This window comes from Streptomyces sp. NPDC015171 (assembly GCF_043079545.1).
GTDB lineage: Bacteria > Actinomycetota > Actinomycetes > Streptomycetales > Streptomycetaceae > Streptomyces.
In genome coordinates this window covers 239,370-263,997 of record NZ_JBIBUO010000003.1, presented here as the reverse complement: position 1 = coordinate 263,997, position 24,628 = coordinate 239,370, and the positions used below count along the sequence as shown (strand labels likewise).

27 protein-coding genes and 1 pseudogene are annotated in these 24,628 nt (G+C 74.0%); 12 read left to right on the top strand and 16 right to left on the bottom strand.

Translation table 11 applies throughout. From position 1 onward, the window contains the following. Positions 1-134: 134 nt before the first annotated feature. Both ACF073_RS09565 and ACF073_RS09560 read left to right on the top strand, forming a co-directional pair. A complete protein-coding gene (locus tag ACF073_RS09565; RefSeq protein WP_392067998.1) occupies positions 135-977 on the top strand; it encodes an endo alpha-1,4 polygalactosaminidase in 843 nt (280 codons plus the stop codon). Positions 978-1,139: 162 nt separating this feature from the next. Beyond that, positions 1,140-1,994 (top strand): hypothetical protein, encoded by an 855-nt coding sequence (locus tag ACF073_RS09560; RefSeq protein WP_392067995.1) that lies wholly within the window; start codon positions 1,140-1,142, stop codon positions 1,992-1,994. A gap of 47 nt (positions 1,995-2,041) precedes the next feature. Here the strand turns inward: ACF073_RS09560 and ACF073_RS09555 are convergent, their stop codons facing one another. The 3 genes from ACF073_RS09555 to ACF073_RS09545 form a co-directional block, all read right to left on the bottom strand. Next, positions 2,042-2,248, bottom strand: a complete 207-nt coding sequence (locus ACF073_RS09555) for a ferredoxin (RefSeq protein WP_392067993.1) — start codon at positions 2,246-2,248, stop codon at positions 2,042-2,044. Positions 2,249-2,260: 12 nt separating this feature from the next. After that, on the bottom strand, positions 2,261-3,490 hold the full coding sequence (locus tag ACF073_RS09550; RefSeq protein WP_392067992.1) for a cytochrome P450: 1,230 nt from the start codon (positions 3,488-3,490) through the stop codon (positions 2,261-2,263). A gap of 371 nt (positions 3,491-3,861) precedes the next feature. After that, positions 3,862-4,005 (bottom strand): hypothetical protein, encoded by a 144-nt coding sequence (locus ACF073_RS09545; RefSeq protein WP_392067990.1) that lies wholly within the window; start codon positions 4,003-4,005, stop codon positions 3,862-3,864. A gap of 85 nt (positions 4,006-4,090) precedes the next feature. Here ACF073_RS09545 and ACF073_RS09540 point away from each other — a divergent pair, with 85 nt between their 5' ends. After that, positions 4,091-4,540 carry a nitroreductase family deazaflavin-dependent oxidoreductase gene (locus ACF073_RS09540; RefSeq protein ID WP_392067987.1) on the top strand — a complete coding sequence of 150 codons (450 nt, stop codon included), beginning with the start codon at positions 4,091-4,093 and terminating at the stop codon, positions 4,538-4,540. 94 nt (positions 4,541-4,634) lie between these two features. On the opposite strand, the gene ACF073_RS09535 is transcribed toward ACF073_RS09540, so the two are convergent. The 3 genes from ACF073_RS09535 to ACF073_RS09525 all read right to left on the bottom strand — a co-directional run bounded on the left by ACF073_RS09535 (position 4,635) and on the right by ACF073_RS09525 (position 7,272). Continuing rightward, a complete protein-coding gene (locus ACF073_RS09535; protein WP_392067985.1) occupies positions 4,635-5,819 on the bottom strand; it encodes a cation diffusion facilitator family transporter in 1,185 nt (394 codons plus the stop codon). A 212-nt stretch (positions 5,820-6,031) separates the two neighbouring features. Beyond that, positions 6,032-6,508 carry a pyridoxamine 5'-phosphate oxidase family protein gene (locus ACF073_RS09530; protein ID WP_392067984.1) on the bottom strand — a complete coding sequence of 159 codons (477 nt, stop codon included), beginning with the start codon at positions 6,506-6,508 and terminating at the stop codon, positions 6,032-6,034. Positions 6,509-6,540: 32 nt separating this feature from the next. Beyond that, entirely contained in the window at positions 6,541-7,272 is a 732-nt protein-coding gene (locus tag ACF073_RS09525) for a TetR/AcrR family transcriptional regulator (RefSeq protein WP_392067982.1), read from the bottom strand. 147 nt (positions 7,273-7,419) lie between these two features. Here ACF073_RS09525 and ACF073_RS09520 point away from each other — a divergent pair. From ACF073_RS09520 to ACF073_RS09505, 4 genes and pseudogenes are all read left to right on the top strand, one after another. Further along, positions 7,420-8,920: pseudogene (locus tag ACF073_RS09520) on the top strand (APC family permease). A gap of 18 nt (positions 8,921-8,938) precedes the next feature. Next, positions 8,939-10,564 carry an amidohydrolase gene (locus tag ACF073_RS09515; RefSeq protein WP_392067981.1) on the top strand — a complete coding sequence of 542 codons (1,626 nt, stop codon included), beginning with the start codon at positions 8,939-8,941 and terminating at the stop codon, positions 10,562-10,564. A gap of 61 nt (positions 10,565-10,625) precedes the next feature. Continuing rightward, positions 10,626-10,985 carry a DUF1304 domain-containing protein gene (locus ACF073_RS09510; protein WP_392067979.1) on the top strand — a complete coding sequence of 120 codons (360 nt, stop codon included), beginning with the start codon at positions 10,626-10,628 and terminating at the stop codon, positions 10,983-10,985. Next, the gene (locus tag ACF073_RS09505) at positions 10,982-11,548 is read left to right on the top strand and encodes a TetR/AcrR family transcriptional regulator (protein ID WP_392067978.1); all 567 of its coding nucleotides are present in this window, start codon (positions 10,982-10,984) and stop codon (positions 11,546-11,548) included. The genes ACF073_RS09510 and ACF073_RS09505 overlap by 4 nt, the downstream gene beginning before the upstream one ends. Positions 11,549-11,566: 18 nt before the next feature. Here the strand turns inward: ACF073_RS09505 and ACF073_RS09500 are convergent, their stop codons facing one another. Then, entirely contained in the window at positions 11,567-12,415 is an 849-nt protein-coding gene (locus ACF073_RS09500) for a hypothetical protein (RefSeq protein ID WP_392067977.1), read from the bottom strand. Between the two features lie 72 nt (positions 12,416-12,487). Next, positions 12,488-13,456 carry a GlxA family transcriptional regulator gene (locus tag ACF073_RS09495; protein ID WP_392067975.1) on the bottom strand — a complete coding sequence of 323 codons (969 nt, stop codon included), beginning with the start codon at positions 13,454-13,456 and terminating at the stop codon, positions 12,488-12,490. A gap of 71 nt (positions 13,457-13,527) precedes the next feature. On the opposite strand from ACF073_RS09495, the gene ACF073_RS09490 reads away from it, so the two are divergent. Continuing rightward, the gene (locus tag ACF073_RS09490; protein WP_392067973.1) at positions 13,528-14,478 is read left to right on the top strand and encodes an NADP-dependent oxidoreductase; all 951 of its coding nucleotides are present in this window, start codon (positions 13,528-13,530) and stop codon (positions 14,476-14,478) included. 169 nt (positions 14,479-14,647) lie between these two features. Continuing rightward, on the top strand, positions 14,648-14,989 hold the full coding sequence (locus ACF073_RS09485; RefSeq protein WP_392068899.1) for an anti-sigma factor antagonist: 342 nt from the start codon (positions 14,648-14,650) through the stop codon (positions 14,987-14,989). A gap of 272 nt (positions 14,990-15,261) precedes the next feature. Here the strand turns inward: ACF073_RS09485 and ACF073_RS09480 are convergent, their stop codons facing one another. The 6 genes from ACF073_RS09480 to ACF073_RS09455 form a co-directional block, all read right to left on the bottom strand. Continuing rightward, on the bottom strand, positions 15,262-17,028 hold the full coding sequence (locus tag ACF073_RS09480; protein WP_392067972.1) for a complex I subunit 5 family protein: 1,767 nt from the start codon (positions 17,026-17,028) through the stop codon (positions 15,262-15,264). Continuing rightward, complete coding sequence (locus tag ACF073_RS09475; protein WP_392067970.1) at positions 17,028-17,375, bottom strand: sodium:proton antiporter; 348 nt, start codon at positions 17,373-17,375, stop codon at positions 17,028-17,030. Before ACF073_RS09475 ends, ACF073_RS09480 begins: the two co-directional genes overlap by 1 nt. Before the next feature lie 10 nt (positions 17,376-17,385). Then, complete coding sequence (locus tag ACF073_RS09470; RefSeq protein WP_392068897.1) at positions 17,386-18,078, bottom strand: MnhB domain-containing protein; 693 nt, start codon at positions 18,076-18,078, stop codon at positions 17,386-17,388. Between the two features lie 41 nt (positions 18,079-18,119). Further along, complete coding sequence (locus ACF073_RS09465; protein WP_392067969.1) at positions 18,120-18,380, bottom strand: hydrogenase subunit MbhD domain-containing protein; 261 nt, start codon at positions 18,378-18,380, stop codon at positions 18,120-18,122. A 141-nt stretch (positions 18,381-18,521) separates the two neighbouring features. Next, a complete protein-coding gene (locus tag ACF073_RS09460; protein WP_392067968.1) occupies positions 18,522-18,974 on the bottom strand; it encodes a monovalent cation/H+ antiporter complex subunit F in 453 nt (150 codons plus the stop codon). After that, complete coding sequence (locus ACF073_RS09455; RefSeq protein ID WP_392067967.1) at positions 18,971-19,165, bottom strand: hypothetical protein; 195 nt, start codon at positions 19,163-19,165, stop codon at positions 18,971-18,973. Before ACF073_RS09455 ends, ACF073_RS09460 begins: the two co-directional genes overlap by 4 nt. A gap of 248 nt (positions 19,166-19,413) precedes the next feature. Between ACF073_RS09455 and ACF073_RS09450 the strand changes: the two genes are divergently transcribed. Together ACF073_RS09450 and ACF073_RS09445 are read left to right on the top strand one after the other, a co-directional pair. After that, positions 19,414-20,058 carry a VanZ family protein gene (locus ACF073_RS09450; protein ID WP_392067966.1) on the top strand — a complete coding sequence of 215 codons (645 nt, stop codon included), beginning with the start codon at positions 19,414-19,416 and terminating at the stop codon, positions 20,056-20,058. A 97-nt stretch (positions 20,059-20,155) separates the two neighbouring features. Further along, entirely contained in the window at positions 20,156-21,388 is a 1,233-nt protein-coding gene (locus tag ACF073_RS09445) for a ricin-type beta-trefoil lectin domain protein (protein ID WP_392067965.1), read from the top strand. 9 nt (positions 21,389-21,397) lie between these two features. Here the strand turns inward: ACF073_RS09445 and ACF073_RS09440 are convergent, their stop codons facing one another. Beyond that, complete coding sequence (locus tag ACF073_RS09440; RefSeq protein ID WP_392067964.1) at positions 21,398-21,643, bottom strand: hypothetical protein; 246 nt, start codon at positions 21,641-21,643, stop codon at positions 21,398-21,400. A gap of 324 nt (positions 21,644-21,967) precedes the next feature. Here ACF073_RS09440 and ACF073_RS09435 point away from each other — a divergent pair, with 324 nt between their 5' ends. Next, positions 21,968-23,023 (top strand): PHP domain-containing protein, encoded by a 1,056-nt coding sequence (locus ACF073_RS09435; protein ID WP_392067963.1) that lies wholly within the window; start codon positions 21,968-21,970, stop codon positions 23,021-23,023. Between the two features lie 251 nt (positions 23,024-23,274). On the opposite strand, the gene ACF073_RS09430 is transcribed toward ACF073_RS09435, so the two are convergent. Beyond that, positions 23,275-24,564, bottom strand: coding sequence for an ROK family protein (locus tag ACF073_RS09430; protein ID WP_392067962.1), 1,290 nt, complete (start codon positions 24,562-24,564; stop codon positions 23,275-23,277). Between the last annotated feature and the right edge of the window lie 64 nt (positions 24,565-24,628).

Below are 24,628 nucleotides of genomic sequence, written 5' to 3'. Positions count from 1 at the left end.
CCTTCGGAACGATGGTCACGATCGAGCCTACGACGTGACCTGGGGCCGACTTGACGACGGGAACGCGCGGGCGATTTGATCCTGACACGTGCCGCGCCGCCCGGCGTGGGCAGGATGGAGCGGACTTGCCCCCCATGGGTGTTCTTCGCGCCTCGGGGTCCCGCACGGCCCTGGGCGCCTTGTCGGCGGCGCTGGCCGTCGCGGTGTCGGCCCTCGCGGGCTGTGCTTCCGGCGACCGCGACGCGGACCGTCGGGCGAAGCCCGCCGCGGTGCGGCTGCCCCCGCGGCACGCCGGGTTCGACTACCAGATCGGGGGCGCCTATCCCCCGCCCTCCGGTGTGCGGATCGTCAGCCGCGACCGGTCCGACGCGCCCGCGCCCGGCCTGTACAACATCTGCTACGTCAACGCGTTCCAGGCCCAGCCCGCCGAGCGTTCCTCCTGGCCGCCCGATCTGCTGCTGCGGGACGCGCACGGCAAGGCCGTGATCGACGAGGACTGGAACGAGGCGCTGCTCGACCTCGGCACGCCGGCCAAGCGGGAGCGGGTGGCGCGGCGGGTGAACCGCTGGATCGACGGCTGCGCGGACAAGGGCTTCGACGCCGTCGAGCCCGACAACTACGACAGCTACACCCGCTCCCACGGGCTGCTCGGCGCGGGCGACGCCACCGCGTTCATGGCCCTGCTCTCCCGGCACGCGCACGCCCGGCATCTGGCCATCGCGCAGAAGAACACCTCGGAACTCGCCGGGCAGCGGAAGCGGGCCGGGCTCGACTTCGCGGTGGCCGAGGAGTGCGGGCAGTACGACGAGTGCGAGGTGTACGCGAAGGCGTTCGACGACCGGGTGGTGGACATCGAGTACACCGACGGCGGTCTGCGCGCGGCCCGCGCCCGCTGGGGCGACCGGCTGAGCATCGTCCGCCGGGACCGGGACGTGACGAAACCGGGCAACGCCGCGTACGTGCGCAAGGTGCGCTAGGCACGCCCCCTGGAGCCAGGGGGCCCGAAGCGACCCGTCCGGCGGTTGCTGCCCTTTCAGGTGACCGTCCGGCGTGGGATCCGTCGGATCGTCCTACAGTCGGCTCATCCTCGGCGCAGACGACCGGCGCCCGGCCGGTCCGGGCCGCCCGGGAGGAACGCGGTGCCGACACGTCCCACCATTCTGAGAGCCCTGGCCGCGGCGGCGCTGCTGCCGCCGGCCCTCGTCACACCCGCCTGGGGGCGGCCGGCGGCCACCGCGCAGGCGCCGGAGGCTCCGGCCGCGCTCTGCGCGGTCGCCGGTACCCTGCGCGGCGACCACGGCCAGCAGGCGGTGGTGAGTCTGTGCGCGGGCAGCGGCAGCCCCCAGCTGGCCGTCTCGGCCCCGGCCACCTGCGGCCGGTCCGGCGTCCGGGTCCGGTACAGCTGCCGCACCGACGGCACCTGGACGGCCGCGCGGGCCGGCCGGAAACTGATCACGGGCACCCTGTCGGGCGCGGGTGAGTACCCCGGGCCGGGGACGTACGACATCACGGCCGCCGTGCATGTGCGCTCCGCGCCCGGCGGTGTCGACCTGCGGGGCACGGTCCGGGCCGCCCTGTCGCTGACCGCGGCCAAGGCGAAGCCCACGCACGCCGTCACCGTCGACGGCACCGCCCTGCGCCGCAACGCCACGACCACGCTGACCTACACGATCCGCCGGGACAGCGACCAGGGCGACGGCAGCGCGCGGTTCGGGCTCATCGGGGAGACGGGCACCGGCGTGCGGCTCGCCACGTCCGACGCGCGCTGTGTCAATCCGCTGGTCGGCCGGCACCCGGCGAAGACGCGCCTGACGCATGCGCTGGACTGCGCGCTGACCGAACTCCAGCCGGGTCACCCGGAGAAGGTGCGGGTCCGGGTCACCGTGGGGGCGAAGTGCTCCACGGTGGTGTCGAAGCTCGGGTACTGGATGCCGCGGGGGCAGGACCTGTACACCGGCGACATGGTGGCCGGGCCCGCGCTGACCTGCCGTTAGGACCCGTACGGCGGTACGGCGGCGGTGGCCGCCGTACCGCCGGGCGGTCAGCCGGTGCGCTCCCGGACGCGGATCGCGCTCACCGGGCAGGCGTTGGCCGCCACCCGGACCATGGGGTCGTCCGTGCCGTTCTCATGGCCGGGCAGCACGGTGCTGTAGCCGTCGTCGTCCTGGGTGAAGACCTTGGGTGCGGCCAGTGCGCACTGGCCGGCGCCGATGCAGACGTCCTGGTCGATGTCGATGTCGAAGTGCATGATCAGAGCCTCTTACCAGGTCACCGGGAGTTCCAGCATTCCTTGGATCGTGTCGCCGGGTTTGAAGGGGATGTCCTCGGCCGGCACGGCGAGGCGCAGCCCCGGCAGCCGGGTGAACAGGCCGCCCAGCGCGATCTCCAGTTCCGCGCGGGCCAGGTTCTGGCCAAGGCACTGGTGGATGCCGAATCCGAACCCGAGGTGGTGACGGTCGGCGCGGTGGAAGTCCAGGGCGTCGGGGTCCTCGTACACCGACGCGTCACGGTTGATCACCGATGTTCCGAAGAGGACGCCCTCGCCCGCCCGGATGGTGGTGCCGGCGACCTCGATGTCCTCCAGCGCGACCCGCAGCATCCCTTCCGCGATGGACAGCATCCGCATCAGCTCCTCCACCACGACCGGCAGCAGCGCGGGGTCCGCGCGCAGTTCGGCCAGCCGGGCCGGGTGCTGGAGCAGGGTGAAGGTGCCGAGGGAGATCATGTTGGCGGTCGTCTCGTGCCCGGCGACCAGCAGGATCATGGCGAGCGACACGACCTCCTCACGTTCCAGCTCGCCCTCGTGGAGCCGTTGGTGGACGAGGCCGTCGAGGATGCCGTCGCCCGGCTCCGCCTGCGCGGCCTTGCTGTCGATCAGCCCGCCGAGGTAGTCCTCCAGGCGCACCCGGGCCTCCTCGACGTCCTCGGTCGTCGGGCCGCGCAGCAGCCGGCGGGACTGCTCCTCGAAGAACTCGTGGTCGCTGTAGGGCACCCCGAGCAGCCCGCAGATCACCATGGACGGCACGGGCAGCGCGAAGGCGGAGACCAGTTCGGCCTGCGGTCCCTTCGCGATCATCGCGTCCAGGAGTTCGTCCACGATCCGCTGGATCCAGGGGCGCAGACCGGCGGCGCGTTTGACGGTGAACGCCGGGATCAGCATCCGCCGCTGGCGCTGGTGCTCGGGGTCGTCCACCCCTAGGAGGGCCACGGCGCGGTTGCGGGTGGCGGCGAAGCGGGCCGTGGGCGAGGGGAAGCCGTCGTGCCGGCGGTCGGTGGACAGCCGAGGGTCGGCGAGCAGGGCGCGGGCGGTGGCCTGCGCGCTGACCATCCAGACCTCGCGGCCGTCGTAGAGGGTGACACGGGACAGGGGGCGCCCGTCGCGCAGCGGCCCGTACCCGGTGGGCGGGTGGTACGGGCAGGTGCGGTCCTGGGGGAAGGCGACGGGGTCGGTGGGGGTGGCCGGGCGGGTGGTGTCCGTCAGTTCCGTCATGGAAAGACCTCGCAGACGAAAGAAGTGCGTCGTGCCGATCTTCATTAGATGCCCCAGGCATCTATAGGTCGACTGCAAGTTCAGCCACTTCAGTGTCGCTCGTCATCTGGCCGAAGCGCCTCCCGTCCGGGGGCGGGAACCGGCCGTGGCCCCGCCGCCCCGCGCGACCGTCCGGTCAGGGCCGCCGGGCACCGCCCTGACCAGCGGCGAAGGCGCGTGCCACGGCGAGGCCGCCCTCGTACACGGGGTGCCGTGCGAGCAGGCCGTCCCGGGCGGTCGGTGCGCGGCGAAACCGGGCGGAGCGGGCTCGGCCGGTCGGGTCCGCGGTCCGCCGGACGACACCGTGCCCGACCGCGTCCTCGCCGGCCTGCTCAGGCGTGCTGTGCGACGGGGCGGGTGGCGGTGGTGCGGCCGGCGGACGTGGCTGGTTCCGTCTCCGGGTGTGCGGCGACCGGGACGGCGCCCACCGTGCCGGGCGCGATGGCGCGGGAGGGGATCACCGCGTCGGCGGACACGGCGCGCGGTACGGATGCTTCTAGCGGCCTTCGGTGTTGAAGCCGGTGGCAGTGATCCGTTGGACCGACGAAGGGACGAGACCCCATGCCTCTCGAAGGCGAGTACGAGCCCAGCCCGACGCAGTGGGTGCGCGAGCAGGTGGAGCTGTACGAGAGCTCCGGCGGGACGCGCGGCACCACGCTGCTCGACACCGGGATGCCGGTGATCCTGCTGACCACCCGGGGGGCCAAGAGCGGGAAGATCCGCAAGACGCCGCTGATGCGGGTGGAGCACGAGGGCCGGTACGCGGCGGTCGCCTCGCTGGGCGGCGCACCCAAGCATCCGGTCTGGTACTTCAATGTGAAGTCGGACCCGCACGTCGAGTTGCAGGACGGCACGGTGAAGCAGGACATGCGGGCCCGTGAGGTGACCGGGGCGGAGAAGGCCGAGTGGTGGGAGCGGGCCGTGGCCGCGTTCCCGCAGTACGCCGAGTACCAGGAGAAGACCTCGCGGCAGATCCCGCTCTTCGTGCTGGAGCCCCTCCACGAGAGCTGATCCGAAGTGAGCTGATTCAGGCCGGGCACCGCTCCATTTCAGAAAAATCTGTTCTGGAGACGTGTGAAGCCGTTTCCGGACGGGCACTCGTGCGTCAGGCCCCGCCGCGTTCCCCCGTCGCGGCGGGGCTTTCCTGTGCCTCCCCCGCCGGCCGGTCGGTGACATCGAGGAAGATCGGGTCGGCCTCGGGGAACGTCCGGGCGAGGGACCGCTTGATGCGTACGGCAACCTCCTCCACGCGTTCGCTGTCCATCCCGGGCGCCAGGTCGATACGGGCGGCGACCAGCGTGGAGTCGAGCCCCGTCTGCATGGTGAACAGCGCCTCCACGCTGTCGATCTCGGGCTGGGCCCGCAGCAGCGCCCGGATCCGGCCCCGCAGTTCGGGGTCGGCGGCCTCCCCGATCAGCTGGTCGCGGGCGTCGCGGCCGAGCCGGTAGGCGACGCAGACCAGCAGGACGCCGATGGCCAGCGAGGCGGACGCCTCCCATACGACCTGCCCGGTCACCATGTGCAGGGCCATCCCGGCCAGGGCGAGCGTCACGCCGAGCACGGCCGTGCCGTCCTCGGCGACGACCGTGCGCAGCGCGGGATCGCGCAGCCCGCCGTCGGACCGGCGCACCTGGTGCAGGGCCCGCAGCAGGGAGGCGCCCTCGGCGAGCAGGGCGACGCCCAGCACGATCAGGCCCGCCACATAGCCGCTGAACTTCTCGTCGGCGCCGCTGCGGAGGGCCTCGACGCCCTGGAAGAAGGAGAAGCAGCCGCCCATGACGAAGATGCCCACGGCGGCGAGCAGGGACCAGAAGAAGCGTTCCTTGCCGTAGCCGAAGGGGTGCCGGTCGTCCGCCGGGCGGCGGCTGCGGCGCAGGGCGGCCAGCAGGAAGACCTCGTTGAGGCTGTCGGCGACCGAGTGGGCGGCCTCGGAGAGCAGCGCGGGCGATCCCGCGAGGACACCGCCGACCGCCTTGGCGACGGCGATCACCAGATTGGCGCCGAGCGCCACGAGGACGGTGACCCGGGTGTGCCGGTCGGCCCGGGGGCCGGCGGCGCCGTCCGCGTCGGGGCTGTCCGCGCCGTCCGTGCCGGGCCCGGCGGCCCGGCCCGAGTCGCCGTCCGCCGCACCGCCGGCCGGTGCGCGCGCGGGGCGTGTCCCGGCCCTGCCGACGCCCTCCTCGGCGCGTACGGATGCGGCCCCGGCGTCCGGGCCGGGTGCTGGGGGCGCCTGGGGGCCCGTGGGGTGTGCCGGTCCTGCCATGCCGTCGTCGGCCGATGTCCCGTTCATCTATCGCCGCCTGCCCCCGACGGTGCGGCTCACACCGTGCGGCCCGCGGCGAACGGGGCGGCAGGAGGCGTGCGCCAGGGGCGTCCGGCGGCTCGAACTGCTCGGCGCACGGCGGTCCGGGCGGCGGTATCCGGTCGGCACCGCCCCCGGGAAAGCGGACAGCCGCCTGTCCACCGGGCCCGTGCCGTGCGACGGCGTCCGCCCCGGGCGGGTCATGTGCGCGCGCCGGCCGGTGGCAGCCACTGCCCGTCGCGCATCAGTTCGCGCCCGCTCAGCTCGTTCTCCTCGCGCCAGGCCTGGATCCGCCGCGGGACAACCTTGAAGTACAGGTAACGGGTGGCCAGTTGACGCGGGTCGAAGCCGGTCTTGCCGGCGAAGACCTCGGCGTCCTCCTCGGGCAGGTCCTCGGGCGTCACCGACTGGACGGCGCCCTCGATCAGGACGACGTCCCGCGTGGGGCCGATACCGAGGCGGGCCCTGCCGGTCGCCGCCAGATTGCGGCCGGTGGCGCTCTCGGCCGGGGTGGCGATCAGCAGTGCGGTGCCGTCCCACACGAACGACAGGGGCACCAGATGGGGGGTACCGCCGTCCGGCCCCGCGGTGGCGACCCACACGTCGACGTCGTCCTCCAGCCGGCGGAGGGTGTCCTTCTTGCGCTGCTCGGTGGAACGGGCGGGGGTCGGGGTCATGGCGTACGGCCTCCTCTGGATGATCGCTGCGATCAGTGTGGCCGGGCCTCCCCGGTCCTCGCGCGAAGCTCGGCAAGGCGTGTCCGGGCCGCGGTGAGGAGCAGATCAAGGGCGGCCGGGTAGGAGCTGGTGCGCATGGTGGCGACGAGATGCCGGGACGTGGCCGCGATGTGCGGATGGGTCGCGGCGGGCAGCCGGGCGTAGGTGGTCCGCCACACCTCCGCCTCCGCCTCGCGCGCGGCCCGGGGCAGGGCCGTGCACGCGGAGTCGAGGGCGCCGAAGGCGAGGGCCTGGTCCACGAACGCGTGGTAGATCCGCACCGCCTCCGGGTCCGGGAACCCGGCCCCGCGCAGCACGCCGAGCATGCTCTCCACGGCCTGGATCTCGTGCGTGCGGCCGGTGACGCGGTGGGCGCTCAGCATCGCCGCCCGCGGGTGCGCGAGGGCACCGGCGTGGATCCGCAGCCCGAGGTCGCGCAGGTCGGCGACCCAGTCGCCGGTGACCCGCCAGGACCTGAGGTTGCCGCCGATCAGCTCGTCGGCGATGGCGAGCATCAGGTCGTCGGTGTGCCGGAAGTACCGGTACAGCGAGCTGGGGTCGGCGCCCAGGGCCCGGCCGAGGCGGCGTACCGAGAGGGCTTCGGCGCCGTGCTCCTCGATCAGCCGCAGCGCGGTGGCGACGATCAGCTCGGCGGACAGGACGACGCCCTGTTTGGTGGGGCGGCGCCGCTGCCGGGCGGCGGGCGGGACGACGCGGTCGCTCAAGGTGGCCTCACTGGCGGTCGGGGGCGGGCCGGCATCAGGTGTGGCCGCACCTTATGACAACACCGTTGACCTGTTAAGTACCGCGGCAGTTTCATGTCCGCTCATCGGGGCCGGCCGGGGCCCCCGCGCGTGAGCGGAGAGCCGGGGATGAACGAGACACCTTTCGGAACGGACGAGGCCGCGCGACCAGGGCTGCGCAGGTCCCTCGGCGTGCTGGACGGCGTGGCCGTCGCCGCGTCCAGCACGGCGGCGACCACCAGCATCGGCATCGGGCTCGGGGTGACCGCCGCGGTGGTCGGCCCGCATCTGCCGGCGATCATGCTGCTGGCGTTCCTGCCGGTGCTGGGCATCGCCGGGGCCTACGCCCGGCTCAACCGGGTGGAGCCGAACGCGGGCAACGGCTATGTGGGTGGGCCGTTCGCTCAGTCCCTGGCTGGGTTTCGCGGTCGGCTGGGTGAACATCGTGGCGAGCGTGGCGTTCCTCGCGTACACGACGGCGGTCACCGGTTCCGCCCTGATCCAGCTGGCCGGTCTCGCGGGGCTGCACCGGATCGGCTCGCTCGGTCTCGACCCGGACTCGACGGCGCAGACGACGGCGGTGGGTGTCGTGGTGCTGGCCGCCGTGACCGTGACGGCGGTGACGGGGGTGCGGACCGCCGCCCGGCTGCAGACCTGGCTGCTGGTCTTCGAGTACGTCGTGCTGCTCGGGTTCTGCGGCTACGGCATCGCCACCGGACCGCACTCCTTCAGCCTGTCCTGGTTCGACCCGTTCGCGATCCCCTCGGCGACCGCGCTGGCTCAGGGCCTGCTGCTGTCGGTGTTCTGCTACTGGGGTTTCGAGGCCGTGTTCACCGTCGCCGAGGAGGTGCGCGATCCGCGGGACGCCTCGCGGGCCGGGCTGATCACGCTGGTGGCGATGCTCGGCCTGTTCCTGCTGGGCTCGGTCGCCTTCCAGCGGGTGCTGTCCGGTCCGGAGCTGGCCGGGCACGGCGCGCAGGGCCTCGCGTACTACGGGGACCGGCTTGCCGACCAGCCGCTGGCCGCGCTGCCTTTGGTGGCGCTGATGTTCTCGGCGGTGGCCTCGCTGCAGGCCGGGGTCATCCCGACGGCCCGGGGCGCGTTGGCGATGAGCCGGGACCGCACGCTCGGTCCGGTGTGGTCGCGGGTCAGCGCCCGGTACGGGACCCCCGCCGCCGGTACGCTGCTGATCGGGGCGCTGGCCGCGGCGGTGGCGGTGCTCTCCCTGGTGATCCCCCGGCTGGCCGACATGATCCTGGCGACGGTGAACGCGGTCGGAATCGTCGTCGCCCTGTCCTACGCGTGCACCGCGCTGGCCGCGGCCGTGCGCTTCCGTTCGCTGCTGCGCACGGACCGGTGGCAGGCCGTACGGGCGGTGGTGCTGCCCGCGCTCAGCGCCGTGGCCCTGCTGGGCCTCGGCGGCTATCTCGGCTGGTCCTTCTACCGCTCCGCCGACCACTTCGAGGTCAGCGCGGACAACGGCTGGTTCCTGCTGCTCATGCCGGTGGCGATGATCGTCTCCGGGTTCGCGGTGGCCGCCTGGGCGAAGTGGGTGCGCAAGTCGCCCTACTTCCGCACCGGCGCGGGCACCGACGCGGACTCGCCCAAGCTGCTCGCTCCCTCCAACTGACCTGTCTGGAAAGGCACCATGCACGCTGACCTGCTCTTCACCGGCGGCCCCGTCCTCACCCCCGAGGGCCGCACCGCCACCGCCGTGGCCGTCACCGGCGACCGGATCACCGCTGTCGGGGACGCGGAGGTGCGCGAACTCGCCGGGCCGCGCACGGAGGTGGTCGATCTGGCCGGGCGGCTGCTGCTGCCCGGTTTCCAGGACGCGCACGTCCATCCGGTGCCGGCCGGCCTCGAACTGTCCCAGTGCGATCTGTCCGGCCGGACGACGGCCGGGGAGACCGTGGCCGCCGTCCGCGCCTACGCCGACGCCCACCCGGAGCGGGAGTGGATCCTCGGCGGCGGCTGGTCGATGGAGGCGTTCGAAGGCGGCACGCCGACCCGGGAGCTGCTGGACGCGGTCGTCCCGGACCGTCCGGTGTACCTGCCGAACCGGGACCACCACGGCGCCTGGGTGAACAGCCGGGCCCTTGAGCTGGCCGGGATCGACCGGCACACCCCCGATCCGGCCGACGGGCGGATCGAACGGGACGCCTCCGGGACACCGAGCGGCACCCTCCAGGAGGGTGCGATGCAGCTGGTCGGCAGGCTGACGCCGCCCGCCACCGCCGCCGACCGGCTGGCCGCGCTGCTGCACGCCCAGCGGCATCTGCACGCGCTCGGCATCACCGCCTGGCAGGACGCCCTGGTCGGTGACTTCCTCGGCATGGACGACCCGGCACAGGCGTATCTCACCGCCGCCGGGGACGGCTCGCTCACCGCCCGCGTCGTGGGCGCCCTGTGGTGGGACCGGGAGCGCGGGGCCGAGCAGATCCCCGAACTCGTGGAGCGACGGGCCGCCCTGAGCCGGGGCCGGTTCCGGGCGGGCACGGTGAAGCTGATGCTGGACGGCGTCGCCGAGAACCACACGGCGGCGCTGCTCGACCCGTATCTGGACCGGTGCGGCTGTGCCACCGCCAACCGCGGCAAGAGCTTCATCGATCCGCTGCGGCTGCCCGGGTACGTCACCGAGCTGGACGCGCTCGGCTTCCAGTGCCACTTCCACGCGCTGGGCGACCGGGCCGTACGGGACGCGCTGGACGCGATCGAGGCGGCCCGGGCGGCCAACGGGCCGAGCGGCACCCGGCCGCATCTGGCGCACCTCCAGGTCGTGCACCCGGACGACGTGCCCCGCTTCGCGCGGCTCGGTGCCACGGCCAACATCCAGCCGCTGTGGGCCGCGCACGAGCCGCAGATGGACGAGCTGACCATCCCGTTCCTCGGGCCCGAACGGACCGCCCGGCAGTACCCGTTCGGCGCGCTGCTGCGCTCGGGCGCCCGGCTGGCCGCGGGCAGCGACTGGCCGGTGAGCAGCCCCGATCCGCTCCAGGGCGTGCATGTCGCGGTCAACCGGGTGGAGCCGGGCGGCAGCGGTCCGGTGTTCCTGCCGGGCGAACGGCTCGGCCTCGCCGAGGCACTGACGGCGTACACGGCCGGGTCGGCGTACGTGAACCACCTGGACGACGCCGGCCGGGTGGCCGCCGGTGCCCTCGCCGACCTGGTGGTCCTGGACCGCGACCCGTTCGACGGACCGCCGGAGGCGATCGCCGAGGCGCGGGTGGCGCTCACCTATGTGGGGGGCGAGCGGGTGTACGCCGCCGGGTGAGTTCCTGGACAGGTGCCCAGGTATGCTGGACACCTGTCCAAGAAGGTGAGGTCCGCCGGTCATGGAGATCGTGGCGAACGTCCTGGTCGGCCTGGTGGCCGTCCTGCATGCGTACATCCTGGTGCTGGAGATGTTCCTGTGGCAGAAGAAGCCGGGGCGGGGGCTGCACGGCTTCGCTCCGGAACTGGCCCGGACGACCGCGCCGCTGGCCGCGAACCAGGGGCTCTACAACGGCTTCCTGGCGGCCGGCCTGGTGTGGGGCCTGGTCGCGGCGGATCCGACCGGGTTCCGGGTGCGGGTGTTCTTCCTGTCCTGCGTGGTGGTGGCGGGCGTGTTCGGGGCGGTCACGGCCAACCGGCGGATCCTGTTCGCCCAGGCGCTGCCCGGTGCGCTGGCCCTGGCCGCGGTGCTGGCCGCGTGACGGCCCGCGCCGCGGCCGAGGACCCGCGGGCCGCGCGCACCCGGGCGCGGCTGCGGGAGGCCCTGCTCGCGGAGTGCGCCGAACGGCCGCTGGAGCAGGTGGGGGTGGCCGCGCTGGTGCGCCGGGCGGGCGTCGGCCGGGCCACCTTCTACGTCCACTACGACGGCCTGGAGGAGCTGGCGGTCGACGCGTGCGCGGACGTCGTACGGCAGGCGGTGGACGCGCTGCACGCCTGGCGGGGACGGCCCGATCCGGTGAACGCCCCGCCCGCGCTGCGGGAGTTCTTCGCCGGGCTCGCCCCGCACGCGGCCCTGTACCGGTCCCTGCTCGCGCCGGGCGGCGGCGGGCCGCTCGGGCGGGTGCTGCACCGGGACCTGCGGGCCCGCAGCAGGGCCGAGCGGGAACTGGCCGGCGCGGCGGACGCCCCGCTGGTCGCCTCGGCCGTGGCGGCGACCTTCGCGGGGGTCCTCGCGGACTGGCTGCACGGGCTGCTGGACGCCTCACCGGCCGAAGTGGCCGATCAGGTCTGGCAGTTGCTCATTGCCCTGCACCGCAGCCGGTGACCGGTCACCGGTCACCGGTCACTGGCAGGCGACGCCCTTGCCGAGCAGGGGCCAGGCCTCCACGCCGGCGTCGGTGCGGACGTAGGCGGTCGCCCTGTCGTCCGTCAGCCACAGCCGCCGGCCGCCGCGGTGGTAGCCGGTGTCCACGGCACCGGCGGGCATCCGGACCTCGGGGCGGTACGGCGCCGCGAGCAGGCCGTCCCGGCCGAGCACGCCGTCGGGGTCGCGGGCGTACGTCCGGTCGCCCAGGGTGAGGAGGACGGCGGACTGCCAGCCGCAGTGCTCCGGCCCCGAGGAACTCTCCAGCCTGCCCACCGGGACCCGCCGGCCGGCACGGTCCTTCCAGATCTCCCGCTCCGTGGTGGCCGTGAAGCTCTCCGGGAGTTCGGCCGGGTCGCAGGAGGCGCTGGTCTCCGGGCCCCAGCCGGGCCGGTCCGGCTGGTCCTCGGCGACCACGACGGCCACCCTGGTGCGGCCCGCGACGTCGTAGGAGTACAGCACCCGGTCCGCCGTCCGGCGTTCCACCCGGTAGCCGTGGTCGGGCACCTCCGGCTGGAACATGTCGAAGTAGAGGGCGAGGCCCGCCTCGGGCGTGGCACCGCCGTCGGACCTGCCCCACCCGTCCGGCCCGGAGCCGTCGAAGATCTCCCCGTCGCACTCCAGTGCGCGCCCCGCCGCCCCGGAGGCTAGACGGAGGGCCCGGGGGCCGCTCTCGTCGCGTTCCCGGGTGGCCACGTCGAGCGGGCCGCTGTAGGGCGTCGCCGGCGGGGTGCCCCGCACCACCAGGTCCTTCCGGGGCCCGTCGTCGCACCCCGCCACGACCGCCGCCGTCAGCACCACCGTCACCGCCACGCACCCTCTGCGCATCCCCGCCCCCGTTCTCCCGTGTCCCGTACGGGTCTCCGTACGGTCCTGCGACGCCGGGGCGGTCCGGAACGTTCAGCGGGCCTGCTGGAAAGTGCGCCGGTAGGCCTGCGGGGACACGCCGATCGCCGCGTGCAGGTGCTGGCGCAGCGAGGCGCCGGTGGCAAAGCCGACCTCGGCGGCGATCCGGTCCACGGGCAGGTCGCTGGCCTCCAGCAGATGCCGGGCGCGGGCCACCCGCTGCTGGATCAGCCAGCGGCCGGGGCTGAGGCCGACCTCGTCGCCGAAGCGGCGGGCGAAGGTGCGCAGGCTCATGCGGGCGTGTCCGGCGAGGTCGGCAAGGGTGAGCGGATCGTCAAGGCGCTCCAGCGCCCAGGCGCGGGTCGCGGCCGTGCTCGCGGCACCGCTCTCGGGGACCGGCTGCTCGATGTACTGGGCCTGCCCGCCGTCCCGGAACGGGGGGACGACACAGCGGCGGGCTACGGCGTTGGCCAGCTCGCTGCCGTGGTCGGTGCGGACGATGTGCAGGCAGATGTCGACTCCGGAGGCCGCGCCGGCCGAGGTGAGCATCCGGCCGTCGGCGACGAAGAGGACGTCCGGGTCCAGGTCCACCTCGGGGTAGAGGCGGCGGAACGAGTCGGCCACCTGCCAGTGGGTGGTCGCCCGGCGGCCGTCGAGCAGTCCGGCGGCGGCGAGCACGAAGGCGGCCGTGCAGATGGACACGATCCGGGCGTCCGGGCGGATCCGGGCGAGCGCGGCGCTCACCTCCGGGGACAGCTCGGCGGGGATGTGCGCGGGCGGCACGGAGGCGACGATCACCGTGTCGGCGGTGTCCAGGATCTCGGGGCCGTGGGCGACGCCGACGGTGAAGTCGGCGTTGGTGCGCACCGGCCGGCCGTCGACCGTACAGGTGAGTACCTCGTAGTGGCCGTCGGCCGCACCGAAGATCCGGCTGGGGATGCCCAGCTCGAAGGGGTAGACGCCGTCGAGCGCCAGGACGACGACCCGTTCCGGGCGCCGGCTGAGGAGCTGCATGTCGAGCATGGCACGATCCTATCGAAGCTTGGCAATCATGCCATTTCCCGGGCGGGCGGACTCCGGCAGGCTGGGTGACCATGAGCGATGTGAACACCATGCGAGTCATCAGCCAGGACGTCCTCGGCGGTCCCGAGGTCTTGAAGGAAGTACAGGTGGAGCGGCCGGAGCCGCGTCCCAACGAGGTGCTGGTCCGGGTGCGGGCGGCCGGGGTCAACCCCACCGACTGGAAGCACCGGGCCACCGGCGGCTTCCTCGGCGAGCCCCCGTTCGTCCTCGGCTGGGACGTCTCGGGCGAGGTCGTCGAGACCGGGATCGGCGTGGCCGCCTTCCGGCCCGGCGACGAGGTCTTCGGCATGCTGCCCTACCCCTACGGCCACGGCTCGCACGCCGACTACGTGATCGCCCCGGTCCGTGCCCTGACCCACAAGCCGGCCTCGGTCGACCATGTCCAGGCGGGCGCGCTGCCGCTGGTCTCCCTGACCGCCTGGCAGGCGCTGACCGAGCACACGGACGTCCAGGCCGGCCAGCGGGTGCTGATCCACGCGGCGGCCGGCGGGGTCGGCCATGTGGCCGTGCAGATCGCCAAGGCGCGCGGGGCGTACGTGATCGGCACGGCGAGCGCGGGCAAGCACGACTTCCTGCGGGAGATCGGCGTGGACGAGCCGGTCGACTACCACGCCACCGACGTCACGGAGACGGTGCGGGACGTCGACGTCGTCCTGGACACCCTCGGCGGCGACACCTCGGTGCGGTCCCTGCGGATGCTGCGCCCCGGTGGTGCGGTGGTGTCGATCCTGCCCGTCGGCTCGCCGGACTTCGAGGCGGAGGCCGAGCGGCTGGGCGTGCGGGCGGTACGGATGCTGGTGGACGCCGACCGGACCGGAATGCGGGCGATCGCTGAACTGGCGGAGTCCGGGAAGCTGCGGGCGACCATCGCCGGGACGTTCCCGCTGGCCGACGCGGCCAAGGCGCACGAGCTGGGCGACACCGGCCGCACGACGGGCAAGCTGGTCCTCCTGGCGGACTGAGCGGCACCCGCCCCCGGACGCGTGAAACTCGAAGACATATGTCAATCGAACATGCTCAAATTCCTTCCATCGAGGGTAACTTGACGATCGGAAAGCGACGTCGGGGCACGGGGTGGGAGGTGGTGCCGACGTGCGACACGAACCCGTACCACTCACTCGGCAGCTGGGCATGTACGCGTACCGCGGGCACACCGTGCTGGAGCTCCGGGGCGAGATCGACATCGTCGCGGCGACCGAGATCGGCCCGCATCTCGACCGGGTCACCGGGCGGCCACAGGCGCGGGCCGTGATCGACCTGCGGCAGGTGGAGTTCTTCGACTGCTCGGGGCTGCGGCTGCTGTACCGGGCGCGGGCCCGGATGCTGGAGCGCGGCGGGCAGCTGCACCTGGTCTGCACCCACCCGCTGACCCTGCGCGTCTTCCGGGTCACCGGGCTGACCCGGCTGCTGCCCCCGCAGCCGAGCCTGGACGCGGCCCTGGCCCGCTCCGAGGCGGCGTCCGGCTCCCTGTGAGCCCGCCCGGCCCGGTCCGGCCGTCACCCGGCGGCGGACCGGCCGACCGGGAGCACGAGGTGCCGCTCCCGCAGGCCGGGGGCTGTCCCAGGCGCAGATCGCCGGGTGTCCGCACGTCGGCGAGGCCGCGGTGAAGGCGCTCGGGGGCCGGGTGGCCCGGCGGACCCGTGCCGCGCGACCCGCGTCCACGCGATGGTGTCCGGCGTCGACCACGGCTCGGGCGCGAGCCGACGGCGGGTCGCATCCGCCGGGCCGTAGCCGCTCCTCGCCGCTCAGAACCCCGGCACGCCCGGCAGGGCCAGCGCCCCCAGCACGGTCGCCCCCACCAACAGCCAGGCCACGTAGTCACCGATGTGCCCGGACTGCAGGCGCCGGAGGGGCTCGGCCCAGGCGGGGGCGGCCACCCAGCGCGGGCGGGTGACGGCGAGCCCGGCGAGCACGCCGGCCAGCACGGTCGAGACCAGGCCCAGCAGGACGCCGTGCGGGGTCCAGTGCACGGAGGTGTGGGCGCCGCCCGAACCGGCCTCGTTGACGGAGCGGGCCACCACCGCGCCGAAGCCGGGGATCACCCCGATGGCCAGGGCGGCGGCGAGCAGCACGGCGGGCACCGTCGTCATGGTGTCCGGGATCCGGCTCAGCCGGCCGGAGGTCTCGGGTTCCTCGTCGGAGCCGCTGGTCTCGTACTCCGCGTCAGCGGGGCGCGGCCCGAGGCCGAGGAACACACGGGCGGCGACCCGCAGCACCGCACCGGCCGTGATCGCGGAGGCGGCCACGAACACCACGGTGAGCGGGCCGCCGACCGCCTCCTCGGTGACCGCCTTGCCGAGGGCCGTACCGAACGGCGGCAGGCCGGCGAGGCCGAGGGCACCGGCGGTGAACAGCACCGCGGTGGCGCGCAGCGGTCTGCCCCGGCCGTGCAGGGTGTGTTCGTCGACGCCGGCGAACCGGTCGAGGAGGACGCCCGCGCAGGCGAACAGCGCGGCCTTCACCCCGGCGTGTCCCAGGATGTACAGGGCGACGCCGTCGTCGCCCTCGGGGGTGAGGACGCCGAGCCCGATGAGGAAGAGCCCGGTGTGGGAGACCGTGGAGTACGCGAGGAGCCGTTTGATGTGCCGCTGGTACCAGCACATGACGGCGCCGATCACGGCGGTGAGCACGCCGAGGGTCACCAGGGCCCGGGTGAGATCTGCGGCGGGGATGCCACCGGGCCCGGCGAAGACGGTGCCGTACACGCGCCAGACGCCGTAGGCGCCGAGCTCCACCATGACGCCGGACAGGAGCATGCACACCGGGGTCGGGGCGACGGCGTGCGCGTCCGGGAGCCAGAAGTGGAAGGGCACGGCCGCCGCCTTGACCAGCAGCCCGGTCAGCACCAGGACGAAGGAGGCGAGGACCAGCGCGTCCGGGCCGCCCGGACCGGCCGCCGTGTCGAGGCCGCGCCCGATCTGCGTCATGGCCAGTTCGCCGGTACGCGCGTACAGCAGAGCGATGCCCATCAGCAGGGCGTACGCGCCGAGGGAGTTGACGACCCCGAAGGTCAGGGCGCCCTGGACGGCCTTCGCCTCGTCGATGCGGTAGCCGGTCAGGGCGTAGGCCACCACGCTCATCAGCTCGAAGAACACGAAGGCGTTGAACAGGTCCCCGGCGATGGCGAAGCCGCACATCGCACCCTGGAGGACCAGCATCAGCGAGGTGAACGCGCCGCGGTGGCCGACCGGCGGTTCGTCGAAGTAGCGCCAGGAGTAGACGAGGGACGCCAGGGTCAGCAGTGACGCCAGCGTCGCCATGCCGAGCGCCGGACCGTCCCCGACCAGGACGATGCCGACGCTCTCGCCGTCCACGGGCAGCCAGCCGCCGGCCCATTCGAGCATCGGCGGCGCGGAGTTCAGCAGCAGCAGGAGCGCGAGGGCGGCCGTACCGCCGGAGACCGCGAAGCCGGTGATCTCGGCGGCGATCCGGGGCAGCCTGCGGCCGACGACCGTCAGCAGGGCGGCGCCGAGCAGCGGGATCACCACGAGCAGCGGGAGCAGATGGTGCATCAGCCGCGCAGCTCCCGCAGTTCGTCGGGGTCGACCGTGCCGTGCCGTTTGGCGATCTGCAGGACGAGGGCGAGCAGCAGGGCGGTGACGGTGGCGCCGACGACGATGTCGGTGAGGGTGAGGGCCTGCACCACCGGGTCGACCACCGGCCGGGAGCCGGGCCGGATGTCGGAGAAGACGGGCGCGGTGGCGCCGTCGCGGTAGCCGACCGCCAGCAGCAGGACATAGGTGGCGGACTGGCACACGGCGAGACAGCCGATGGCGTGGACCAGGTTCCGGCTGGTGGCGAGGCCGTAGCAGCCGGTCAGGAAGATGTAGACGGCGACCAGGTACGGCAGCGTGTGCATCACGGTGTCCTCACTTCCCGTGCTCCTCCTCGATCTCGACGGCCTGGTCGAGGAAGTGGGCGAGGAGCACGACGACCGCCCCGGCCACCTCCATCCCGATGGCCGCGTTCAGCAGGGGGACGGCGCCGCCGGAGGACAGCGTGCCGAAGGTGCCGTACGGCAGCAGTGTGTTGGCCAGGTACGCGGTGCCGGCCAGCACTCCGGCGAGCCCCAGCACCAGGTAGGCGCAGACGGCGAGCGCGTCGAGGATCTCGTAGGCGGCGAGCGGGCGGACGCGTTCCAGCGCCTGGTGGTCGGCGCCGAGGTAGAGCAGATGCAGGGCGGTCGCGGCGACGACCCCGCCCTGGAAGCCGCCGCCGGGGCTGAGCTGGCCGTGGGCGATCACGTACAGACCGGTGACCAGGGCGATGGGCAGCACGAGCAGGGCGTAGCGGCGGACCGGGCGGGCCACCTCGGCGGGCGCGGGCCGCGCCCGGTGCTCGTCGCGGGCCTGGCGCAGCAGCACCACGCAGCCGAGGACGGCGGCGAACAGGATGCTCATCTCGCCGAGGGTGTCGTAGGCGCGCTGGTCGAAGTTGATGGAGGAGATGACGTTGGCGGTGTGCCGGGCGAGCGAGGCGTGCACGGCCCGGTCGCCGTAGGGGTGCCGGCGGCCGCCGAAGCCGGGCAGGTCGAGGCAGGCGGCGACGAGCAGGGCGGCCATGCCCGCGCCGCCGACGGCCAGCAGCCACAGCCGCAGCCGGTTCACTCCGTCTCCTCCGCGCGGCGCCCGCGGCGCCTGATCCTGCGCACCGAGAGCATGATCAGCAGCGGGGTGAGCGCGGAGCCGACGGCCAGCTGGGACAGTCCGACGTCGGGGGCCTGGAGCACGGTGAACAACGCGGCCAGCAGCACCCCGAGGACGGAGAGCACCAGTGCCTGGCGGGCGGGGTCGCGCTGGGCCACGGCCGCGGTGGCGGCGGCGGCCACCAGCAGCAGCGCTACGGCGATCACCGCGTCGGACACAGGGCACCCGCTCCTCGCATCTCAGCCGGTCCGCAGCCGGCGGCCGGCACGTCAGCCACCCGGTACCCGGCGGCCGTCACAACAGCCACCCGGTACCCGGCAACGGGCCCGGCAGCCACCCGGAGTCCGGCGCCCGTGCCGTCAGCCACGCCGCACCTCCCGGAACCCGCCCGCCACCGCCCGCGTGGCGATCACGTTGCCGCCGATCAGGAGGGCGCCGGTCACCAGCAGTTTCGCCATCGCCCGGCCCGGCCCGCCGGCCACGCACAGGGCGACCACGACCGCCGTGCCGACAACGGCGGCGGCCCAGGTAGGCGCCCAGCCGCCGGGGTGTTCCCGCGCCAGTTCGTCGGCGAGCAGCCGGGCGAAGACGAGCGTGCCGACGGGGCCGAGCAGGGCGAGCAGCAGGGCGAGGTCGACATAGGACGGGCGGCCGTAGCCCTGGGCGAGGAGCAGCAGGGCCGGGCAGAGGGCGGAGGTGGTCAGGTTCTGGGCGAGCACCCGGCGGGACGTCGGGCCGGTGGACACGCCCCACAGGGCGGCGGCCCCTCCCCCGCCGAGCACGGCGGTCGCCGCGAGGATCCAGCCGTTCACCGCCAGGTCACCGCCCGCCGGCCGGCCCGCGCCAGCAGCGCGCCGAGGGCGGCCGCGCTCGCGCCGACGATCCGCTCCAGGGTGTCGACCGCGGTGATGAGCACCAGCCACAGCAGGGCCAGCGCCGCCCACCAGGCGAGGAGTTCGGCACCGGCCAGGAGCACCGCGCGCGGGGCGGTACGGCGGGTCATGCGGCACCTCCTCTCGGTCCGGTGTGCCCGGGTGTGCGCTGCTGTGTCCGTGGTTCGCTGGGGGCATCCAAGCACCGCCGGGCCGGGCGGGAGCTGCGGCACGCGGGGTCGCATCCGGAGTGCCCCGCGGGCGTGGACGGAAACCACCGGCGTGCGCCCGGCGCCGCACGGACGGCCGGCATCCCCGGCCGCACCGGGGGTAAGCGGGCTCCGACACGGGGAAGTTGACAACCGGCCCGGAGGACCCCATGGCCCGCACCGTCCCGCTCCTGCCCACGATCCTGCGCCCCGTCCGCAAGCGCCGGCCGGCCGGCGACACACAGCCCGCCGGCGAGACACCCGCCGGGGACACGCGGCCCGCCGAGGACACTCAGCCCGCCGGGGACGAGCCGGGCAGCGAACGGGTCGCGCCGGCTCCCGCGCGGCATGCGCTGCCGCTGCCCCTGCGGCTGCTGGCGATGCTGATCGCCTTCGTGTGCATGGTGGCGTTCGCGGTAGTCCTCGCCCGGATCACGCTCCAGCCGTCCCCGGCCTCGGTGGCGCTGACGCACGCCAATCTGCATCCGGGCCGGTCCCTGCGCGCCTATCTGGAGCAGGCGTCGGCACGGGACGCGCTGCGGCAGGTCGGCGGGAACCTGCTGCTGGGTGTGCCCTTCGGGGTGCTGGTGCCGGTCCTCGCGCCGCGCGCCCGCGGGGCGCTCCAGGTGCTGGCGCTGACGGCCCTCGTGATGCTGGTGGTGGAGCTGGTCCAGGGGGCGCTGGTGACCGGGCGGGCCTTCGACATCGACGACGTGATCCTCAACACGTCCGGGGCGCTGCTGGGTTGGCTGCTGCTGGGGCGGCGGCTCGGTCGCGGGGTGCACCGGCGCGTGCCCGCGCCGTCGGGTGAGTGATCGTCACCAGCAGGTCCGTACCAGAGTATTGACGCTCCCTTATCTCACTCCTTAAATCAAGAGGCACACCACTCCGCCCCCCACCGAACGGAGAGCCATGGCCTCCCCCCGTCTGCTCCGCAGATGTCTTCTCGCCGCGCTGTCCGCCGTGCTGATCGGCTCCGCGGCCGTCGGCCCGGCGCAGGCCCGGCCCGACGCCCCGGCGGCCGCCGCCGTCACCACGTTCTCCGACACCTTCGACGGGCCCGCGGGCTCGGCGGTGAACGGCTCGAAGTGGTCGCTGGAGACCGGCGACAACGTGAACAACCACGAGCGGCAGTACTACACCTCGGGTACGAAGAACGCCGCCCTTGACGGCCAGGGGCATCTGGTGATCACGGCCCGCAAGGAGAACCCGGCCGGGTACCAGTGCTGGTACGGCAGCTGCCAGTACACCTCGGCCCGGCTGAACACCTCCGGGAAGTTCAACGCGCAGTACGGCCATGTCGAGGCCCGGATGAAGATTCCGCGCGGGCAGGGCATGTGGCCCGCGTTCTGGATGCTCGGCACGCCGGTGAACTGGCCGGACTCGGGTGAGATCGACGTGATGGAGAACGTCGGCTTCGAGCCCTCGACCGTGCACGGGACGATCCACGGCCCCGGCTACTCCGGCTCGGGCGGCATCGGCGCCGGCTACTCCCTGCCGAACGGGCAGGCCTTCGCCGACGCCTACCACACCTTCGCCGTGGACTGGGCGCCCGACTCGATCACCTGGTCGGTGGACGGGAACGTCTACCAGCGCCGCACCCCCGCCGACCTGGGCGGGAAGACCTGGGTGTTCAACAAGCCGTTCTTCCTGATCCTGAACCTGGCGGTCGGCGGCTACTGGCCGGGCGACCCGGACGGCTCCACGCAGTTCCCGCAGCAGCTGCTGGTGGACTCGGTGTCGGTCACCACCAGCGACAGCGCCGCCGGCGTGCCGATCCGGGGCCTCGCCGGCAAGTGCGTCGACGTGGCCGGCGCCAGCCCGGCGAACGGCACCCCGGTCCAGCTCTACGACTGCAACGGCACGGGGGCGCAGGCGTGGACGGTCGGCTCGGACGGCACGATCCGGGCGCTCGGCAAGTGCCTGGACGTGAACGGCAACGGCACGGCGGACGGCACGACCGTCCAGCTGTGGGACTGCACGGGCGGCCCCAATCAGAAGTGGGCCGTCTCGGCGGCGCACGACATCGTCAATCCGCAGGCGAACAAGTGCCTCGATGTGACCGGGAACAACTCGGCCAACGGCACCCGGCTGCAGATCTGGACCTGCTCGGGCGGCGCCAACCAGAAGTGGACGGTCGGCTGAGCCGTCCGCTCAGTGCAGCGTCCAGGTGTACTTGTCCCCGCCGACCCAGCGGACCATGTCCGGATCGTCCAGGTCGTGGATGACGACGCCGTGATGGGCCGCGGTCTCCAGGACATCGGTGACGGTCCTGGCCTCACCGACCACCTCGCCGTCGAGCTCCATGATCCGGAACGGCGGCTCGCCCGGCCTGCCCGGACACACGCCGAGGACCAGGACCCGCGGATGGGAGATGTAGGGGGATCCTTGTTCGGTCATGCAATAGAGCCTAGAACGCAACCCGCGCGGACGGGTCGTCCACCGGAGCCGTCCGGGAGACCGTGAACCGCGGTCCGGGCCGCTCCCCGCGTGCCCGGACGCCTGTGGCCTCCCCGTTCGCCCGGCCGGGTGAGCGCGGAGGCCGCAGCCGTACCGCGGGCCGGGGCCACCGGCGCACCGCGCCCGCACAGGCCACCGCGTGCCGCGCCCGGACGACGCACCGCGTGCGGACCGGTGGACGGCACACGGTGGCCGTGCCCCCGGGTGGCACGGCCGGCTCCCGGCCGCGTGCCCCGGCCGTGCGCGAGGTGCACCCTGGTCCCCATGGACCCCGTCGCCGCCCTGGACCGGATCGCCTTCCTGCTGGAGCGGGCGCTCGCGCCCACCTATCGGGTACGGGCCTTCCGGACCGCCGCCCGGGTGCTGGCCGCGCTGCCCGGGGACGAGGTGGCCGAGCGGGCGGCGGCGGGGACGCTGGAGTCGCTGAAGGGGATCGGGCCGAAGACCGCCCAGGTGGTGCGGGAGGCGCTGGGCGGTGAGGTGCCGGGCTATCTGCGCACGCTGGAGGAGGAGGCCGGCGGGCCGGCCGTCACCGACGGTGCCGGTGCCGCCCTGCGGGCACTGATCCGCGGGGACTGCCACACCCACTCGGACTGGTCCGACGGGGGCAGCCCGATCGAGGAGATGGGGCGGGCGGCGGCCGGTCTCGGGCACGAGTGGGCCGTGCTCACCGACCACTCGCCGCGGCTGACCGTGGCCCGGGGCCTGTCGGCCGAGCGGCTGCGCGAGCAGCTGGCGGCGGTGGCGGAGCTGAACGCGCGCTGGGCGCCGTTCCGGCTGCTCACCGGCATCGAGTGCGACATCCTGGAGGACGGCTCGCTGGACCAGGATCCGGAGCTGCTGGCGCGGCTCGACGTGGTCGTGGTGTCGGTCCACTCCAAGCTGCGGATGGACGCGCGGGCCATGACCCGCCGGATGGTGGCCGCCGTGCGCGATCCGCACGCCGACGTCCTGGGGCACTGCACCGGCCGCCTGGTCACGGGCCGGGGCCGGCCCGAGTCCCGGTTCGACGCGGACGAGGTGTTCGCGGCGTGCGCCGAGTCGGGTACCGCGGTGGAGATCAACAGCCGCCCGGAGCGGCTCGACCCGCCCCGGCGGCTGCTGCGCGAGGCCGTGGCGGCGGGGGTGCTGTTCGCCGTCGACACCGACGCGCACGCGCCCGGCCAGCTGGACTGGCAGATCCTCGGCTGCGCCCGTGCCGAGGAGTGCGGGGTGCCGCCGGGGCGGGTGGTGACCACCTGGTCGGCCGGGGAGCTGCTGGACTGGACCCGGGAGGGCCGGCTGCCGGCGCGTGCCGCGGACACCGGGCCTCATGGGTGACACAGGTCACGCAAGGGGGCGGAACAGCATGTCGTGGTTGCCCGTTGAACCAACCGTGGGAGCGGATGGGACAGTGTCCCCGGGCCTCACCCATTGCCCACAGGGACGATCGTTCGGCTGAAGCCCTGTGGAGCCTTTCGCCGAGAGGCGACCGCCATCCGCGCCCACCACCCCGACCGCCCCGGCCGTGAATCCCCCGTCACGGCCGGGGCTTTCGCATACCCGCCCGGAAGGGGCATACGGACGGGGCCTCAGTGCGGGGCGCGCTCCTGGAGCGCCGCCCGCCAGGCGGGCAGCCGGTCCTGGGCGGCCGGTTCGGGCCGCCGGCCGCCGCTGGCGAAGAAGTCGGCGAGCGGCAGGATCGCGGCGCCGACGGTGACCGCGTCCGGGCCGAGCCGGCCGAGGTCGATGGTCACCTTGTCGGCCGGGTGCCGCAGCGCGTACGTCGCCGCGTGCCGGCGTACGGAGGGCAGGAACCGGGTGCCGAGCTGGAGGCCCGCCCAGCCGCCGATCAGGATCCGCTCGGGCTGGAAGAGGTTGATCAGGTCGGACAGGCCGGCGCCGAGGTACTCGGCGGTCTCCTCCAGGACGGCGAGCGCGACCGGATCGGGGGTGCCGTCCTCGGCCGGGTAGGCGGCGGCGAGCATCGCGGTGAGCGCGGTCTCCTCGTCGGTGCCCTCCGGCGGCCGGCCGCCCTCCTCGCGCCAGCGGGCGAGCAGCGACTCGGCGCCCGCGTAGGCCTCCAGGCAGCCCGGGGCGCCGCAGCGGCAGCGCCGCCCGCGCACCCGTACCGTCAGATGCCCCCACTCCACCGCCCGTCCGTGCTCCACCTCGGGGGTGACGAGGCAGGCGCCGACACCGGAGCCGAAGAGCACCACCACGGCGTTACGGGCGCCGCGCCCGGCGCCGAACCACATCTCCGCCTGGCCGAGGGTCTTGGCGCCGTTGTCGATGAGGTACGGCACCTCGTCGGGGAGCTGCGAGGCCGAGCGGAGCAGCCGCTCCAGCGGGACCGCGTCCCAGCCGATGGTCTGCCCGTGCACCACGGCACCCCGGTCCGGGGTGTGCTCGACGATGCCCGGGACGCCGACGCCGACGCCGAGCAGCAGCTCGGGGGCGGCCCCTTCGGCGGTGAGGACCTCGGCGACGCCGTCGCGGATGTGGCCGGCGATGACCTCGGCGTCGTAGCCCTGCTGGGTCAGCCGGCGTTCGGCGCGGGCCAGCTCGGTGAGGGCCAGGTCGAACAGCTCGACCCGGACGCGGGTCTCGCCGACGTCGACGCCGATCATCTGGCCGCTGTGCGGGGAGACGCGCAGCAGGGTACGGGGCCGGCCGCCGTCGGAGTCGACGCTGCCGGCCTCCTCGACCAGGCCGTCGGCGATCAGGTCCGCGACCACGTTGCTGACCGAGCCGGAGCTGAGTCCGGTGGCCGGTCCCAGCTCGAAACGGCTGAGCGGGCCGTCGAAGTACAGCCGCTGGAGCACCGCCGTGCGGTTGCCTCGTCTCAGGTCGCGTACCGTGCGCCCGTTGCGCCCCGCCATATGGCTCCCTTCACGAACCCTGCCCGACCTGCAACATACTCCTTCGGACAGCCGCCGCGCGACA